At 55.0% G+C, this 17,015-nt stretch carries 7 protein-coding genes and 3 pseudogenes; 5 read left to right on the top strand and 5 right to left on the bottom strand.

What is annotated here, in order from left to right; all coding sequences use genetic code 11:
- Window positions 1-66: 66 nt before the first annotated feature.
- Window positions 67-648 (top strand): L,D-transpeptidase, encoded by a 582-nt coding sequence (locus tag D882_RS0110310; protein WP_027923157.1) that lies wholly within the window; start codon window positions 67-69, stop codon window positions 646-648.
- A 54-nt stretch (window positions 649-702) separates the two neighbouring features.
- On the opposite strand, the pseudogene D882_RS1000000133145 reads toward D882_RS0110310, so the two are convergent.
- The 5 genes and pseudogenes from D882_RS1000000133145 to D882_RS01000000130985 all read right to left on the bottom strand — a co-directional run.
- Window positions 703-852, bottom strand: a pseudogene (locus D882_RS1000000133145) (integrase); the annotation flags it as partial.
- Window positions 819-1,694, bottom strand: coding sequence for a hypothetical protein (locus D882_RS0110305; RefSeq protein ID WP_027923156.1), 876 nt, complete (start codon window positions 1,692-1,694; stop codon window positions 819-821). The gene D882_RS0110305 and the pseudogene D882_RS1000000133145, both read right to left, overlap by 34 nt.
- A 233-nt stretch (window positions 1,695-1,927) precedes the next feature.
- Complete coding sequence (locus D882_RS0110300) at window positions 1,928-2,869, bottom strand: HNH endonuclease (RefSeq protein WP_027923155.1); 942 nt, start codon at window positions 2,867-2,869, stop codon at window positions 1,928-1,930.
- Window positions 2,870-2,871: 2 nt separating this feature from the next.
- On the bottom strand, window positions 2,872-5,169 hold the full coding sequence (locus D882_RS0110295; protein ID WP_027923154.1) for an AAA family ATPase: 2,298 nt from the start codon (window positions 5,167-5,169) through the stop codon (window positions 2,872-2,874).
- Window positions 5,156-8,977, bottom strand: coding sequence for an NACHT domain-containing NTPase (locus tag D882_RS01000000130985; protein WP_050590170.1), 3,822 nt, complete (start codon window positions 8,975-8,977; stop codon window positions 5,156-5,158). The genes D882_RS0110295 and D882_RS01000000130985 overlap by 14 nt, the downstream gene beginning before the upstream one ends.
- A 230-nt stretch (window positions 8,978-9,207) precedes the next feature.
- On the opposite strand from D882_RS01000000130985, the pseudogene D882_RS01000000130980 reads away from it, so the two are divergent.
- The 4 genes and pseudogenes from D882_RS01000000130980 to D882_RS0110255 all read left to right on the top strand — a co-directional run.
- Window positions 9,208-9,492, top strand: a pseudogene (locus D882_RS01000000130980) (IS3 family transposase); the annotation flags it as partial.
- Window positions 9,493-9,740: 248 nt separating this feature from the next.
- Window positions 9,741-12,367 (top strand): annotated as a pseudogene (locus D882_RS01000000130975) (AAA family ATPase).
- 774 nt (window positions 12,368-13,141) lie between these two features.
- Entirely contained in the window at window positions 13,142-15,124 is a 1,983-nt protein-coding gene (locus tag D882_RS1000000131965) for an ATP-binding protein (protein ID WP_081743933.1), read from the top strand.
- Window positions 15,081-16,892, top strand: coding sequence for a hypothetical protein (locus D882_RS0110255; protein WP_256218365.1), 1,812 nt, complete (start codon window positions 15,081-15,083; stop codon window positions 16,890-16,892). Before D882_RS1000000131965 ends, D882_RS0110255 begins: the two co-directional genes overlap by 44 nt.
- Window positions 16,893-17,015: the final 123 nt, after the last annotated feature.

The raw sequence follows: 17,015 nt of genomic DNA, 5'->3' as shown, positions 1-17,015 counted from the left end.
ATCAAATAGTAAATTAATCAACGCCAATCTCATGTTTGCAGAGAAAGCTATAGGAGGACGAAGATTATGCGCGAACGATCAGAGTTTGATCCGTCGAAGATCAATTCACAACAGAACCGTCTACCGGCGCCGCCACCAGCATCAGGTGAAGACCTCGTCATCGGCGAGCCTGTTGATACATCGATGCTCGATGCAGCGCTCGTGGTTTACCTGACCTTCGACGGATACACGCTTCGGTGGATTGGTGCTCAAGCCAAGGAGTGGGTCGCATTCTCGGGTGTGGCAGGCGAAAATGCGCGTGAGTCCGAGCAGGATATCGGGCCGACGCCGCAAGGACATTTCACCATTGACCCGGCCGATATTCAGTACCTCGTGGAGGGACCTGACTGGGGGTCTCACAGAGTTCGCTTGCAACCGGTAGCCGCAACCGTTACTCGCATGCGGGACTGTTTCAAGCTGATCCGAACCGGGATGTACATTCACGGCGGCGATGTAAAAGGGACGAAGGGTTGCATCGAACTGAACGATAACGCGGAGGAGAAAGCTTTTTTTGCCGCGCTTGCGGCGTACGGCCGTCCGATCGACCTTGAAGTGAAATATGCCGGGACGCGAGAACTGGCGTACGAGGCCCCAGAATGCCCCTATTGAGTAGGTCGAGCGCGGCGCCCTCCCAAAGCGAGCAAGTTAGAAGTTTGAGGAGCGTTCACAGGCACGCAGCTTGTAATCGAAGAGCGCTAAATCACGCATCTTCTCTGCAAGCTGAAGTCTTACGCAGATGGCCCAAATATCTCTGACTCGAAGGGGGACTTTCTGCCCGACTAGCTTTCCGTTGTTCCAAGGCTGATGGGTGTAATCATCTGTTTGATGGAAGGAATCGAGGTGCCGATCTGATGCGACCCGATTTCGTCTCCCTGCTTTCGAATGTGAATAGAAATGCTACGGTCATCTTCAACCTTGGCAAAGGCTACCAATCCGTTCTCTAAAGGATGAATTCGCACATCGTTTTCTCCTCCGGGATAATTAACTGCCTGTTGAAAATCGCTTAGAACTGCTATCACTTTTACTGCTGTATGCACCCATGAACCATGCTGGCCCGTCATGTATGAACTGCCGCTCACCAGCACAACCGCCATCATCAGCGAACCAAACGAATGTAGCATTGCAGTTGCGGTGGGTCTGGGGATTTTCTTTTTTAGGCCCACCACTTCCAATACAGGGGCGAGCATCTGTATCGAATTAAGTGTCATCGTATGGATAAATCCGACTATGACCATCACGAGCGCAAAGAAGAGAAGCGCTATGGACGCAACGGTAATCAGTGCCGGGATGTAAAAGGCGACGATGAGAAAACCGACTGTTACGTCAAAGCTTTGTGGCGGTAAACCTAACGACTCGGAAACAAGCGACCGAGCCATCACCGTGGCGATCAGAAGGACTACAAAATGAAGAAGGGCCACGGCGGTTTTCCCCAGCGTACTTTCCCATACAGCGCTGATCCATTGAACCGCTGGCATACACCACGAAATGAAACCTCCTACAACTCCGACTGATCCAATTATTACGGCAATATCCATCGCAAGGGCGCCGAGCCAGTGTGACAGTATCATTCCGAGTAAGAAGGTCGTCATGGAAAAAATATAAAAGAGGTTAGACGCGGATATTTCGTTGTATTTGTGTTGAATCCAGTCCTGCATGATACCGGTTACTCGCTCTTGGAAATCCGCACAAATGTTGATAGTTGAGGGGCGTGCGTGGCTCGCCTCGGGAACAATTGCTTCTGCCTGAACCTAACCTCGGCGATTAAACCTGCTGTTGTGCAACAGTGGAAAAATCGTTCGTTAGTTGTGGTAATCGTCCTATGTATTTGTCGACAAACTAGAAGTGGCACTACTATCTGGTTCGGTAGTTGACAGCGGTTTTGAACGCTTTACAAGAGCAGCTCTTCCGTGAACTGTGCAAGCCAAGCGCTGGCCATCGACGCATAAGGAGCTTCCGGCGCGGTGGCAGCCTTCAATTCGGTGAGCAAGCGATCTTGGAGAAGGCGAAGTCGTGTGGTGACACCTGCCGCAGGCGTACCCTCCAATATGCGCTGTGTGGCGGGTTCCTCCAGTGCGGTGATCGACTCAGCCAGTTCAGTGACCAAATCACCGAGGAATTGTAATTTCCGTAACACGCGGTTGCGATCTTGGAACAGCTTCAGGCGGTTCAGCCCATATACGTAAATAGACGAATTGGCGCGCGCTTGCTGTTGCGCATTGCCTACGGCCACGATCAAACCCGTGGGCAGCTGTGGATCGATGCTATGCGCTAAATACGTGGCAGGATCATCTTCGCAAGGATTGATGAGTAGCGGCAATTCTCTGGAAAAGTTAGTGGTCTCTGCCGTGGCGCGCACGCCCGTGTCCGCGAGCGGAAAGCTATCTTTCTTGCCTGCTTGTCGGGTCCTTGTCGCAGCCGTGCCCGCCAGCACTACAAGGCTATTCGATGCATTAGCCAGAACCTGACCCCGTTTGCGGTTGCAGTCAATGCACGACGGCAGCAGATTTTCCCACTGCATGGCAATCCACCAATAACCACCATGCGCGACATCATCCGCCACCGCACCTTTGGGCCGGTAATGCTCGATATCTACTGGGGCAGAGGCCGCATAGTAGGTCTCGCAGTAGGCACACTTGCCGTGGAACAGTTTCTCCAAGGCCTGTCGCACATCGGCGCCTTTGTAAGCCTTGTACTTAAATTCCTTCTTCTTTGTGCCTGGGACCGGCGCAGTGGCGCGGTGGCTGCGGGCATCATCTAACTCCAGAGGTCCAGCGCCACCTGCTAGCAGCGAGGAGGGGGGAGGCACTGAAAATCGGTCAACGGGACGCATATTCAAAGCCTCTCTAGGGCAGACAGAATTTGATCCTTGGCTGCCTGCCGCAAATTCCGCAACCGCTGGCTACTGGCGGCACGGCGTTTCGCCAGGTATTCACCCACGGCCAGTTGGACAATTTGATGTACTTCGCTCGAGCCAATTGGAAGGGCGTTAGTGATATCTTCATTGAAGTCCTGCAACACTCGCTCATCCTCCGCGCTCAACTCACCATTAGCGTGTGCCGCCATCAGATCGGCGATTCTCGCTAAGCGACGGTCAGCATGCGCATCATCGGTAGATAGCATCTGGAAGAAGTCAGAGGTGAGCAGTTGCTCAAGCCTCAGATCGGCCACCGGGGGCAGGTCGGCCATGCTTTCAATGGTGATCGGCATCTGGCGCTGCGCCTGGCTATCAGCGCTAGCGATGCGCTGCAGCACCACCACTTCGCCTTGCTCCATGCCCCGCAGGCACAACGGGTCATGGGTGGTGACGATAAATGTCATGCTTGGCAGGGCTGCACGTAAACGAGACATGACTTGGACCTTCCAGCGTGGGTGTAGGTGCGCCTCGATTTCGTCGATCAGTACGACCCCTCGGGCCGATTGAAAGCTTTCGAAGCCGGGGTAAATAGTTGCGTTCATGAGCCCTTTGAGGATGTCACAGATCATTGCCAGCATTGAGCGATACCCGGAAGACACAGCGTGCAGCGGGGTACGATTGAAGCGGAACGCGCCGTCCGGTTCGCTGATGGCCGTCACCATGTACAGGATATCGCTCTCCTGAGCGCGTTGGATTACATCGAAATCGCCATCTATTGCCAGCACTTCGCGTAGGGTACGAATCACCATGTCGAATCGATCTTGTCTAAGCTGCCTTAGCCAAGGCTCAGGATTTGACAGCACGTTGCCGTCGAACAGATTACGGACATGGGCATGCGGGCTTGTTCGCTGGCTGGTTCGGGTGAATCTACGAAACGCGCCATAGGCAAACACAGGGACTTGCTGGTTATCTAAGTTGCTGGAGTGGCCGTGGGTTTGCTGGTCGATGGTCAGCTCAACCCAGTGTTGATTGGATAGCTCGATACGAATCTGTGCACGAGTCGCCTGATCACCGCCGTCCACGCCGAGCTGGGCAGGATCCATGACCAGCTCAGCCAACGATATGTTGAGTGCGTTCCGAACTGCTGCAGGGACTAGCGTCAACGCGACAGCTTCAAGTATGGAGCTCTTACCGGTGGCATTTTCTCCCAGAATCACCAAGGCAGGGGCCAGAGGCTCACTGCGCGCGAGCGACCGCGCCGGTGCCCCCTTGAGCTTAAGATCAAGCTGCTCGATTGCTTTGAAATTGCGGATGTGGATGGCGGTGATCGATTCGACGACCGGCTCGGGCGCCATCGCCTGTTTGTCGCTTGCGTGCAGCCTCGCATCTTCGCGTTGCAGCATATGGTGTGCTTGCGCCAAGAGCGTCGCCGCGTCCCGGGCTTTCGCCCATCGGCGAAGCGCGGGACCAACCTGCTTGGGCGTCGGGTTACGCACGATTCCATTGACAGGAAGATGGTTGAGTAGCCGACGAAGCAGCAGGTACCACGTCCCGCCAAACTCAAGAGTTGCAAAGTCGACCAGTCGATCGATCCTCGACAGGTCTGAGGGTGTGGTACAGCTGCGAAGCTCCTCCAGGCGCTGCTGGTAGGTGATATAGCGCTGGTGACGTCGCTCCCCCCGATTCAGGTCGAAATGGGCAATGGTGTACGCTCCTCGTGTCGAGCCGGGCAGTAAACCGCCATCCAAGGCCGGAATGAGGTGGCCGGCAAACTGGCGTACTTCCGTGGGATCGAGGAGCATGGCTTTTTCGCTAGGCATGCCAAACTGCCAGAGACCATCTCCGCTGTTCACATAGGCCTCAACCCGCTCACGGGTCGGTAGCGGGCAGCGACTTCCTCGCACCGCAAATTGGGGCTCAATCGGTACACAGCCGGGGCAGATGGGGAAAAGGTTTTGCCAGGCATCTGCTAGCCAGAGGTAGTAAAGGTGGGCGTCACTGGACCGAGACATGGGCAAGGCATTACCAGCGGGCCGGAAGCGATGCACTTCCAGCCGATCGCTGGCCTCACAAAACGCGCATCGCTGCCTATTCAGGTTTGCCAACGCTTCACGCAGGAGGTGTTCGTCTTCATTGACGCTAATGATGGGGACACTGGTTTGCGACCGTCGCCCGGGCTCAATCAGCCAGTATTCCAGCATCGATTTGCGCGATGCCTGGGTTAGCGGTGACTTCAGAATCGCGGGAGGCTGGCTTGGCCGCTCAAAGTACTGCACAGGGGGTCTCCGGCGAAGAAGTGTCGACGGCGTTAATCACCGTCAGACGACGCGCAACATTGGCGACCTCATCTTCACTCCACAATGCTAGATCCCCATCTACCGTAGCGCGCTGCAGAGCAGATGCGCGCATAAAAGCACGAAAACGGGGATCCGGGTGCGCAACGGCAAGCTCGAGAATGGTTCGGTAAGTCGCCTCTTTAGGTAATTCGCTAAGCAGGCCGAACAGGCGCTCCCTGGCATCCTGTGCATCATCACGCAGCGTTGGGGAGTACACACCGGTGTTAGCCCGATTGAGGTCATCTCTGGCGCGGACCACGCGATGCACCAGCAAATACAAATCCTTCAGGATACTCGGTGTCTGGAATCTGCCGTTACCTTTGACCGTCTCACGTCTTCCGCCCAGCAGCGCTACACTGAAGACTTCGCCGAAGCGCTCGGCCTTTGTCGCGGAAAGCGAGCGGAATGTATGCTTAAGAGGTGGTAACGCCAGATAGGGGTCGGCGTGCACTCGGACGGCGTGCCAGACCGGCAGTAGTTGAGGGGGGGTAGAAGGGTCGCTAACCTTAGCCGCCGCCAATCCTGCTATCCGCGTAGCTGATATGTCCCCGGCGGTCATGATCAGTCGGCAGTAGTTCAAGCAGTCATGGTTTACGACCTGATGCTTCGATATCCACTCATAGATTGCCGGAGCTAAAGCACCATGCAACCCTGGAGCGTAGTACACCAAGTTGTGTAACACATAGTAGGAGTTTTGCTCGGGCAGGCTACTCTGCAGTTCCCATTGAATTTCCGGGTGCAAGACGTTCGTCACCGCAAGGGGATACAGCCGGCATAACGGTTCAAACCATTGCGGAAAACCATTGATCTCCCAAAGTGCGTATCGCAGTGCAGCTTCCGCTTCCGCGTTAGTCAAGTGAGCAATGGCGCTCTCGCTTTCAAGTTCAATTTCAAGGCCGGCCAGGCCAAACATCACCGCCACGGGGATGCTATTCGGCGCGGCGCCTTCTGAACGAGTATCTGGTTGGTAAGCACGCCAGAACGCAATCGCAGCATCGCGGTAAGCCCCGGCCACCTCGTTGCCGAACTCTGGGATCAGTGCACTCCAGTTAGCTCCCTCAGATCGCTTATATAGGCCATTGCCTGCTCGGATATGTTCCATCAAGTGATACTGGATTTGGCTCAATTCGTTCGTTTTAAGACCCGGCGGGTGACGTACAATCTTCGGGTTATCCTTCACTCGAGCGACGAAGGCGTCCCAGTCCTTACTCCGCTTTTTTTTACGCCGTGCATAGAGCTGCTGGTGCTTACGCTCTTGTGCTTGGAGGCTCAAGGTTGCCGGGTCTGGTGGAGGGTTGAGCCACGCCTGAAGGGTGGCCTTTAGCCCGGTATGGTCGTGCGTAGCGACAAGCAACTGATCCAACCAGCACTGCGGCTGGCTATTTTCCCTATAGGTCCGATAAGCCCGGGCAAGGGCTACGTAACGGTCATCTTCCTGAGCTCGCTGATTTATCCACGCCAATGTTCTGGGGAAACTGGCTTCATCGAACGACCAGAAATGCCCTGGCCAGGTCACCGGCCAATCATCCCTGAGCGGCTGGCCAGTCCTCTTGGTCTTCTTCCGGCATTCGGCGACAGTCCACCAAAACAACGCGTCATTCAATTCGGTCCATTGGGGTACTAGCATGTCGAACGTCTTCCGCGCTTCTTGAAGCTCGGCACCCTGCCAGTGGAGAAGGGCAGGTACCGCCGAGAGGAGGGCCAATGATGTCGAGGACAAAGCGGCCGGAGCGCGCACAGCAATCAGGTGTTCGACGCAGAGCAAGGCGGTGGGCATCAGCCACTGATACTCTTTCGAAACAGCGCAGTCACCCCGTTCTATATGCGGCGTCTTTTTCAGAAGTCCAAGCAAGCCCTCGGCAAACCCATGGAGTAACTCAAGTGCGTTAGACTTACCGCTCAAGGCCAGCCGTTTAACGAAATCGGCCAAGCTGGAAGTGAGTCCGCTTGCGTCATATCCGTCATGCTTTCCTGATCGATTAAGGGTCTGCAGGATGAACTCGCTCGACTCCTGTTGGCTGGGTGCATACGAAACCAGTTCCGAGAAGACGCCTCGCGGAACCGATCCTTCGCATGCCAAGATGTCTTGCCACAGCTGAAGGAAGCGCTGAGTATCACTCAGTGCTGCCACCGCTCTCACCGACACGATCCGAGCATACAGGCCGCGGCCGGACTCGACAGCGATGTTCGCCAGCGGCTCCACGCATCGGAGCATCTTGCCCTGCCAGGCTAAACGACCCAGGATGAAAATCGCGTCGTCATGCTTCGCGTGCTTGCCAATCAGCTCGAGGGTCAGGGCTTCAAGATCTAGGCCTGCGATTCGTATGATGGCGTCATTGTCCAGTCCCCGAATCGATGAATTTGCATCAGTGATCTGTTCAATCACTCGCGTCAATGTCTCTCCTCGAGCTGCAAAAGGCAGTACTGCAGCATCCCCTCCTTCAAGCACAACATCAGGGTAGTCACGGATGACCCTGTTTCGAATGCTCTCGTCGAGCAGAATCAACCAAGGCAGCAGCGGACGCATGCGTGCACTCAGTACCGTCTGCTCATACTGCCGACGAAATATCCATGACTCAATTTCGCTGCGATTCGCCTCGACTCCCAGATGGTTGCTGATCCAGCGCGCTGCCAGCAATTCTCTTATTTCGCGATGGCGGAACCGAACCTCGCCATAGACGGGCTCGCCAAAAATTCCGCACATCAACAGGGCATTGAGCTCAGCGCAGGACCATTCCTGGAGTAAGGTGTCCGGTTTGATAGCTGCCTCAGAGCCACTTTCTTGTATCCGCAGGCTCGAAATGCCGGTCAATACAACACCTATGGCCAAGAGTTCGGCACCCTCTTCGAGGCGAGACCGCGTGAGAGTCGGCAGATCCCGGGCGGCTTGATCAAGTTGTCGGGCGATACTCTGCTGCAGGATCGTTAGCCTGTTCGCAAGAGCATGCTCGGCGTTCCATGTGCCGATCAAATCGCGCAAATCAAAGGGAAGCCCAGCGAGTGTGAGAAGGTTACCGCGCTCCAGCTCTTCCAGAAACACGGTTGGGTCCAAGACGCCGCTGTGCTGGGCAAAAATCTCAATGTCGTTAATGCTCAGCGGGGTCAACTGATAAAGGCGCAGGGCGGACAGCGGGTCATCGGCTGTCTGGGTAGTGTAGTGCTCAGCCGCAACCTCGGTATCTTCTGCGGGATCATCGATGCCATCGGTTTCGAGCGACGTCGTCTGCGGGGCAAAGGGGAGTAACTCTTCCAAAAGGGCACGATCAAGTTGCGGCCGCCAGGCATAGGGTCGGCTTGACACGTACACATGGGCGCGTTGGCTGGCTGGCCCAACCTGATCGGCAAAATATCGCAAGGCCTGCTCAAAGGCTCTCGCTTCTGTCAGGCGAAGCTCATCCACTGAGTCCAGAAAGAACCAGGCTTCATCCGTACCTGATAGCCAGGCCGAGAATGCTTCTGCGGTGCCTATCTCGAAGGCTGTCTCGAAGCGGTCGCTTATGTCTTCGATCCGGATAAAGAATGCCGCTTTGCCCTGGTTTTGCAGTAGGTTTGCGGCCCACTGTAGCTCGTAGGTTTTACCAGCTCCAGCCTCGGCGAGGATGACCACCCGGTACTCCGTAAAGAGCACCTTCCACGTCTGATTTTCACCGTGTGAAGATCCCAGCCACAGTTCGCCTAGAGGTAGATCATCTTTCTGATAGGCGTCTGGAATCAGACGGAAATGCCGGGTTAGCGGTACTGGAGGCATCTGGCGTCCTTGCAAAAATTTTGGGTAATCAGCTGATTGAGATCGGCTAGCGGTCTAAGAGCACTTGTCCTGCCTGTTATCGGCGGGATGGAAACTTGTGATGGTCGGAGCTACCTGGCAATCGTATTGCCATTGCAGTCCTGGCTCAACATCCTTGGAGGATGACCAGCAGACACTCAAGCAGTTTAAAGCGGATTTGACAAAGGTTGAGAAACAACTGGCCTGACGTCTATGGCAGCCGCCAGTTTCGCCAACGGCTCGGGTGTTACCGCATGCGCCGAAGCATGAGCCGTCGTGGAAACTGTAGGGACAATGCGCCGATGGTGCGTGTGTTTCGCAGCTTGAAAACTGAATGGATACCAACCGTGGGTTACATGACGACACAAGAAGCGCACCGAAACATGAATCATTATCTGATGCATCGGTACAACTGGATTCGGTCGTGTCAATTCAACGACGGTCTGGCCCCAGCTCAGGCCGAGAAAAAACTTAACGCCGTGTCCGGGATTAGTTGACCACTGCACGCTCTTGTGGGGATAGAGAGTGAAGAGGGAGAGAGGTCGACGAAATCAAGATCGATCCCGTCGGCGGCTTGCGGTTGGTTTAGCCGACTCTCATCAGTGATGGCTGAAGTCGGACGACACAAAAAACAGCAGCACTGAGTCTATATCACTAGGCCGCCAGTGTTCTTTTCCGACTACGCTCCATGTTCAGCTACCCAAAGAGGTGGTGCGACTACGGTTGGTTAACACACGGAGCAGTCATGTCGAGTCTACAAGCGGAGTATCAGCGATTCTTGGTCTACTTGGCTGATCAGCCAGTTCATGACGACGTGCGTCGGATGGCGAACCTAGTCATGATCAATCTGCAGCATCTGGCGGAAGTAGGTGCGCAAAGGCGAGGACGTTCCAGTAGGTTGGCTCCGATCGCACTCCAGCACTTGGCTGGAGCTGTGACCCATTTGCCGGAGGCTGCTCAAGTCGCTCAGACGAATCGCACTCACTTGCGGTTGGATCGTTTGGAGGTTGGCCCGTTTCGCGGGTTCATGCAACCTGAAGTCTTTGACCTGAGCCACGACATCACACTGGTTTACGGGCCGAATGGAACGGGGAAAAGCAGCTTCTTCGAAGCTCTCGAAACCGCGATGCTTGGCTCAATCAGTGAGGCTGAAGCAAAGCGCTTTGATCATCGATCGTACTGCAACAATGCGCGCCTTCGCCGCCATGTAGCTCCACGCCTGCTCTGCTCGCTCAATGGTGAAGCCGCTACCCAGATACAGGCTAACGAAGAAGACTACCGGTTCTGCTTTGTGGAAAAAAATCGGCTTGATGACTTTGGTCGAATAGCCGCCAGGACACCAGGTGATCAGCGTCAGTTGATCGCTACGTTGTTTGGTGTTGATCAGTTTAGCGAGTTCGTCCGCGGCTTCAACGCCACTCTTGACGAGAACTTGAACATATCAAGCGTTAAGGCGTTTCAGCTAGATGGTAGACGTAATCAGGTCGCGGCCTCCCAGCAGACAATCGACAGCTTTCAGCAGTGCCTTGTGGGACTTGCCCAGCAGGAGGAAGCCCTTGCAGCACGAATTCATCCAGGTAGTACCTATCAAACGTGCAGTGACTGGATTTTCGGCACGCAGCAAATACAGGGCCGATTGGCGTATCTTCAGGGTGTATTGGAATCCCCTGTTCCCTTGATTCATGGATGCACGGATGCTGGTCTTGAGGAAAGTCGGAGGCAGGTATATCAGCTGCATGCAGCGAGCCAAGCTGCGCAGCAAGCGCTCAATGCACGGGCTAGCGAGGTCTCATACTCGAACCTGTACGAGGCTGTCCTTCAACTTGCGGAGGGCGCGATTGCTTGCCCAGCTTGCGGTACCCAGTTGGATCGTGTCGCCCAGAACCCATTCGATCGCGCGCGGGTAGGACTCGCTCAACTCGCTGAGCTCAAAACGCTGCAGCAACAATCAGAAGCCGCTACCAATAGCTTCAACGAATCATTCCGCTCACTGCATGCTGAAATGCGGCGTGTGTGCGATGTCGCAGTACAGGTGTGTTTTAAAGAACTTCAGGCAGCACAATTACCGGAGCTTCCGCCGACCACCGTTGGTAATTGGCTTCAGCCGTGGATGGATGAAAATGAAAGGGCATGGCAAGCACTCTTGCAGCTAGCCTCCCTGATCGAGCAAGCGGATGCTACTACTCGTCAAATCACCCAGGAAAGGCAAGCACTGGTACAAGAGCGTATGCGGCTTGACGGTTTCAAGACTGAAATTGAGCGCTGTAGGCTGCTGCGATCTCAAGCCCTCGCTGAATTCACTCAGGCACAAGCAACGATTGCCCAATTCGAAGCTGACAACCAGCAACTGATCGAAGAGGTCGGTCGGGAGCGCTGACACTTGGCCATAACAGGCGCATCAAGGCAGCTTATGATGCCTACTTACCGCAGCTACAGTCGTACCTTGCGGCGTTGCCTAGTCAGCTGCTTCAGGGACTGGGTGAGAGCGCGCGCGAACTTTATAACTCGTTTAACCGTGAAGATCCTGTACCCGCACAAATTCATGCCCTAAGGTTGCCGCTCGCAGAGAACGGAAAAATAGAAATCGAGTTCGTAGGTCAGCCAGGCGAACTTTTCGATGCTCTGATGATCCTGAGTGAAGGGCATATCCGGTGCCTTGGTCTAGCCATTTTGCTGGCAAAAAATCTCGCAGAAAATTGCCCTATAGTGATCTTCGACGACGTCGTCAACGCCATTGATGATGAGCATAGAGATGGTATATGGCGTACCTTCTTCGAAAGCGGTCTACTCGATACCAAGCAGGTCATTCTGACCTCGCATGCAGAAGAGTTTCTGCATCGAATTCAGCAGGAGATTGGTGCTCAGCGAGCGGCACAAATTCGCCGGTACCGGTTCCTTCCCCATCAAGGCGAGCACCACCTTCGGATCGATACAGATCCACCTACTAAGAACTATGTCCTGCTCGCGCATGCTTCATTGGTGGCAGAAGAGAAGCGTGATGCATTGCGCCATTCAAGGGCTGCGATCGAGAGTCTGACTGATCGAGCTTGGACTTGGCTCGGGAGGCGTCATGACGGGCGGCTTGAGCTGAAACTCGCTGGACCGCGAGCAAATTGGGAGCTTAACAACAAGTGTATAAAGCTTCGGAGTGGTTTAGGTAGGATCCAAGGCCCAGCCCAAGGCGTGGTGGAAATCCTGTCCGGGCTTGATGCGTTGCTACGGGTAAGCGGGACTTCTATTGAATGGAGTTACCTGAACAGCGGCACGCACGACTCACAGCGAGATCACGAGTTTGATCGCGCAACAGTGAATACGATTGTGAGCGCAGCTTTGGCTATGGATAACGGACTTGAGGCTTTACGAAATGGTTAGACCTCATGGTTTTCGCAGAGCTCATGGGCATCCAATGCGGTGCCCATACTGCTTAGAACTGCCGACTCATTCGCTTGCAGTACCGAAGCCGCTTAAAGCTGGAAAAGGATCAGCGCGGGAAGCACCGGCATCCCTTACGCTGGATCATGGTAACCGCTGACTATTTTGGCTCCTTGCAGGGCTGCTAACGGTCATCGCCTTCGTGATGGCCAGCCTATATGTCCACCTGCTGACCTCGCTCCAGCAGCTGGGGCTTCCAATCGTCACGGTGTTGGCGGTCGGAATGGTCATTGGGCCCGCCCAGATGGTGGCCAGGGTGTTGGAAATTTCTATAGCGCGGCACCCTCATCCGACTTGGTCGGCTCGCGTCGGTATCCTTGTGAGCTTACTTGGCATCTGCCTGTTCATCCTTGGCGCGCCATGGCTGGCATTCGTCGCTGCAGCGCTTTACAGCGTACCTATGGTGCCAAGCTGGGACAGAAACTCAACCTGCGCCCCGTGTTCCAGGAGTTAGGTCGGATAATGGCCTTGCTTCCTCTGCTGAAGGCACAATTCTGGCTAGCAATTTGGTCGGGGTTCTGGGTGATGGGCGAAGATGACAGACTTTGCCTCCGGTGGCGTGCCAACAAGACAGATAGCGAGCCCCAAGACGATTGAACTTGTACTCAGAGGAGCTCTTCTTGGATTTAGCTAAGCAAGCCAATCAGGTAGGATTGCTGACAACTGCTTTACCCGGGCAAATGGCCGGGTAAAACCACTCCATGGAGGGAATCGATGTCCGACCAAACCCGTCATCTTTCATTGTTTGAGGAGGACTACCTTCTCCGTGAATTGGGCCCAGTCGCGCATGTGCCGCAGGTGGCACTTACTGAACTTGTGGCCAATGCCTGGGATGCTGGTGCGAGCAAGGTCGACCTAATTCTACCCTCTGAGCCTGGTGGCACGCTGACCGTTGTCGATGATGGTCACGGGATGTCGGCCCAGCAGTTCAGCAAACGATGGATGACGCTTCGGTACAACCGCCTCAAGCATCAGAGCTCCAAGGTTGAATTTCCTAAAGGCAAGAACTCCAAACTCAGGAAGGCCTACGGGCGCAACGGTGTTGGCCGGCATGGGCTTCTTTGCTTCGGCGATCAGTACCAGGTAGAAACCTGGCGCGACGGTAAGCTCAGCACCTTCGTGGTGGGTACAGAGTCAGGGCCCAGCCCGTTTGTGGTGCGCTCAGAGGAGTTTGCCGAGCGCGATGGCGCAGGCACGCGTCTGTCCGTGTCGGTCACCCGCAAGATGCCGGATGCAAAGGAAATCATCACGGTTCTTGCCGCGCGATTCATTCATGACCCCGGGTTCCAGATTCGCGTAAACGGCACGCCTCTTACCCTGGCAAAGCTTGAGCGGCATGCGCGTACACATACCCTGAAGTTGAGTGATGGCCGTACTGCAAAAGTCATCGTCATCGACTCAACGCAGCAGAACCATTCATCCATCCACCAAGGCGTGGCGTTCTGGGTCGACCACCGGCTCGTAGGTAACCCCTCGTGGGTAATCGGCCAGATCGCTAACTTCGATGGACGGACACGATTTGCCAAGCGCTACAAGGTCATCGTGGACACCGAAGGCTTTGAAGGGCACGTGCTTCCAGACTGGACGGGATTTCAGTCGACGCCAGCCGTCGAGGAGCTATTCAAGGCAGCTGCAGACTGTATCAGTCAGGTAGCGGATGAGCTGGCCGCTGAAGTCGTAGAAGCAACCTCCGAGGATGCTCTGGTACAGAACCGTTCAGAGCTCAAGTCTTTGGGCCATGGCGCTCAACTCGAAGTGACGGAATTTACGAAAGCTGTCGCCCAAGCACATCCTATGGTGTCTCCAGACTTCCTCGCCACGGCGGTGAAGGCAGTCATCAACCTGGAGAAATCCAAAAGTGGGGCATCCTTGCTTCAGAAGCTTGCCAACCTGCCTGCGACTGATATTGAGGGCCTGGACTCCCTCTTGGCAGACTGGTCTGTCAAAGACGCATTGCGCGTGCTCGACGAGATTGATGGCCGGCTCTGCGTCATTGAGGCCATCGCCAGGCTTGCGGATGATCCCGATACAGATGAGCTACACACCCTACACCCTTTGATTCTGCGATCCCGTTGGTTGTTTGGCCCCGAGTTCGAGTCGATGGAATACTGCTCGAACATGACGTTGAAAAGCGTTGCGAAGCAGCTCTGGGGGGATGGCGACGCTTCATTCATCAACGAGCGGAAACGACCTGACATCGTGGTACTGCCAGATCGATCCACTGTACAGCTGGTGGGAATCGAGCATCTCGACCCACAAGATGCCTCGGTCGCCCAGATGCAGAACATTCTTCTGATTGAGCTGAAGAAGGGTGGATTCAAGCTCAACCGCCAGGAGGTCAACCAGGCCGACGGATATGTTCAGGACATCGCTGGATCAGGCTATATCAACGGTTCCCCGTTCATTACTGCCTGGGTAGTAGGGCAATCAATCGCTGCCGGGGTGGGTACCTCCAAGACGGTGGGTGATGAATCACGCAAGTATGGGCAAGTGCGGGCCACCACTTATGGCGCCTTGGTGAGCACGGCCAACCTTCGACTGATGCGTTTGCGGAAAACCCTGGAAGACAGGTACGACGATCTCAAAACGGACACGCTCCTCGCCAAGGTACTATCGACACAAGAGCAGGGCACGCTCGACCTGGTCGAATCCAATGCCGCTGAAGCAAACGACGTCGCAATCAAGGAAGCTGTCTAACCTCTACCAGCTCGATAAACGTGGGTTTATCAATCAAGGAGTTTCCGTGCTACAAGCTGCGACCGGAAAGCTGTTCACAAATCGCGAAAACCCACGCCGACAAGATCTCAAAGGGGTGATTTACACGAACTTGGATCTCGGTGCTGTCGACCGGTTAAGCTCCAGGATCGGAACACTGATCAACCTGGACACCTCGCATACCCCAGCCACATTGGGCTATGAAATGACCGAGTATATGGAAGCGGCTGACCCGGAACCGGGAGTCCTCGTTTCCCGCTCGATGGGAGCCTACATCGACGACTTTGCTGACGTGGCCTCCTTCAGTTTACAGGTGATTTGCTCGCCAGATGTTCACGTTGCTGAACGCTTACTGCGCCAGCGGCTTCGACCAAGTGAGCGGCAGCCCAGTGAACGGCTAGCGCGCTTTTATGATGCGTCAGTAAGGGCCACTCAGTCCGAGCTTCAGGATTTCGAACAGTTTGCAGACCAATTGATCGGTTTGCAGCGCACCACCTACCTGGCTGCGGTCCAGGCAATCAGAACGTACGTGGCCGCTGTACACAGAATGAGCGATGACCTCAACCTGGCATACACCCTTTTGGTCATGTGCGTTGAGTCGTTGGCCCAGAAATTTGATGGCCACGAGCCGCAATGGACAGATATCCCTGATCAAAAGCGATCTGGGGTGGATGAGGCACTCACTGGCGTCAGCGAAGAACACTCGCAAAAGGTCAGGGACGCAGTGTTGGAAGTCATACATCCGCGCCTTGGCTTTCGATTTGTACAGTTCATCCTCGTTCACCTGCCGGCGGATTACTTCTCTGTTCAGGCTGATGCCCATAAAAATCCGATAGGGCGCCGTGATCTGGAAGCAGCACTGCAGAACCTCTACGGCGTCCGCTCTAGCTATGTCCACACGCTCAAACCTTTGACCAAAGAGTTCCTCCACTTCGCCAGCCACAGAGAAACGTGTGAGGACGACGGGAAGCTCACCTTCACCTTCCAAGGGCTATTCCGCCTGGTAAGGGCGGTGATCATCGAGTTTGTCCGCAAGGCCACGAAGATCGAGCACGAGCCGAGCAACTACGAGTGGGACAATCCCCACCTCTTGACGCTGAGGCTCGCCCCCTCGCTGTGGATCTACAATCCCCCAGGCTTTGACAGTCAGACATCGAGACGCTACTTCCAAGGCTTGGTAGAGCTGCTTGACCAATGCCTGGTTGATTACCCAAACCGCAAACTCCATCGGCTCAATCATGTGGTCGAGAAAGGGTTGAGCATTCAGCCCCAAATGAGCGAAGCACAGAATGTGTCTTTCCTCGCCTTCTGGTATTTGTCCGACATCTACCTAGGACGTGATCCAACTGGAAGAAAGTATTCGGCCAAAGAATTGGAGCTGTTGAACAAGCCGAGTGTCGATTCCCTTGTCGCGCAGGCATTGCTTGGCAGCGACTCGGAATGGACACCGGTTGACCACCAGCTCCAGCTGGATCGCTATTACACGCAACGCTACAAAAAAAATGGCATCAGGGTGCCCACTAATGTGGAAGCCTGCATGGCTCTTTCACTGGCTGAACGGCACAGGAGAGTCGGTGATTCGACTTCTGCCAATGCTGCACTATCTGCAGCAGCCGAAAACTTTCCGCACCTCATCCAACTGCGTACATTGGCGGCTGCATTCGATCAAAACACCCCCATCGCCTGGCTTTCGATCATCTATCCACGCACCACCCTGCAGCGGGCTGACCTCGAATGCGTGGGACTGTGATTGGCCATTGGGTGGTTTCCTAATGATGATCCGCTTTCACGCATCAGTGTTTATGCACACAGGTGGTGCCACTCTCGCAGCAGGGGTTACTTCGGGACAAGCGCTGGCGCGTGGCTCGATAAT

The sequence above is a fragment of the Pseudomonas sp. URMO17WK12:I12 genome (assembly GCF_000514395.1).
GTDB classification, from domain to species: domain Bacteria; phylum Pseudomonadota; class Gammaproteobacteria; order Pseudomonadales; family Pseudomonadaceae; genus Aquipseudomonas; species Aquipseudomonas mucoides.
This window is presented reverse-complemented; position numbering and strand designations above follow the sequence as displayed.

Excerpts from the sequence above, each read along its gene's own strand:
- D882_RS0110310 (WP_027923157.1), top strand. The coding sequence starts at position 67 with ATGCGCGAACGATCAGAGTTTGATCCGTCGAAGATCAATTCACAACAG.
- D882_RS0110305 (WP_027923156.1), bottom strand. The coding sequence starts at position 1,694 with ATGCAGGACTGGATTCAACACAAATACAACGAAATATCCGCGTCTAAC.
- D882_RS0110300 (WP_027923155.1), bottom strand. The coding sequence starts at position 2,869 with ATGCGTCCCGTTGACCGATTTTCAGTGCCTCCCCCCTCCTCGCTGCTA.
- D882_RS01000000130985 (WP_050590170.1), bottom strand. The coding sequence starts at position 8,977 with ATGCCTCCAGTACCGCTAACCCGGCATTTCCGTCTGATTCCAGACGCC.
- D882_RS1000000131965 (WP_081743933.1), top strand. The coding sequence starts at position 13,142 with ATGTCCGACCAAACCCGTCATCTTTCATTGTTTGAGGAGGACTACCTT.
- D882_RS0110255 (WP_256218365.1), top strand. The coding sequence starts at position 15,081 with ATGCCGCTGAAGCAAACGACGTCGCAATCAAGGAAGCTGTCTAACCTC.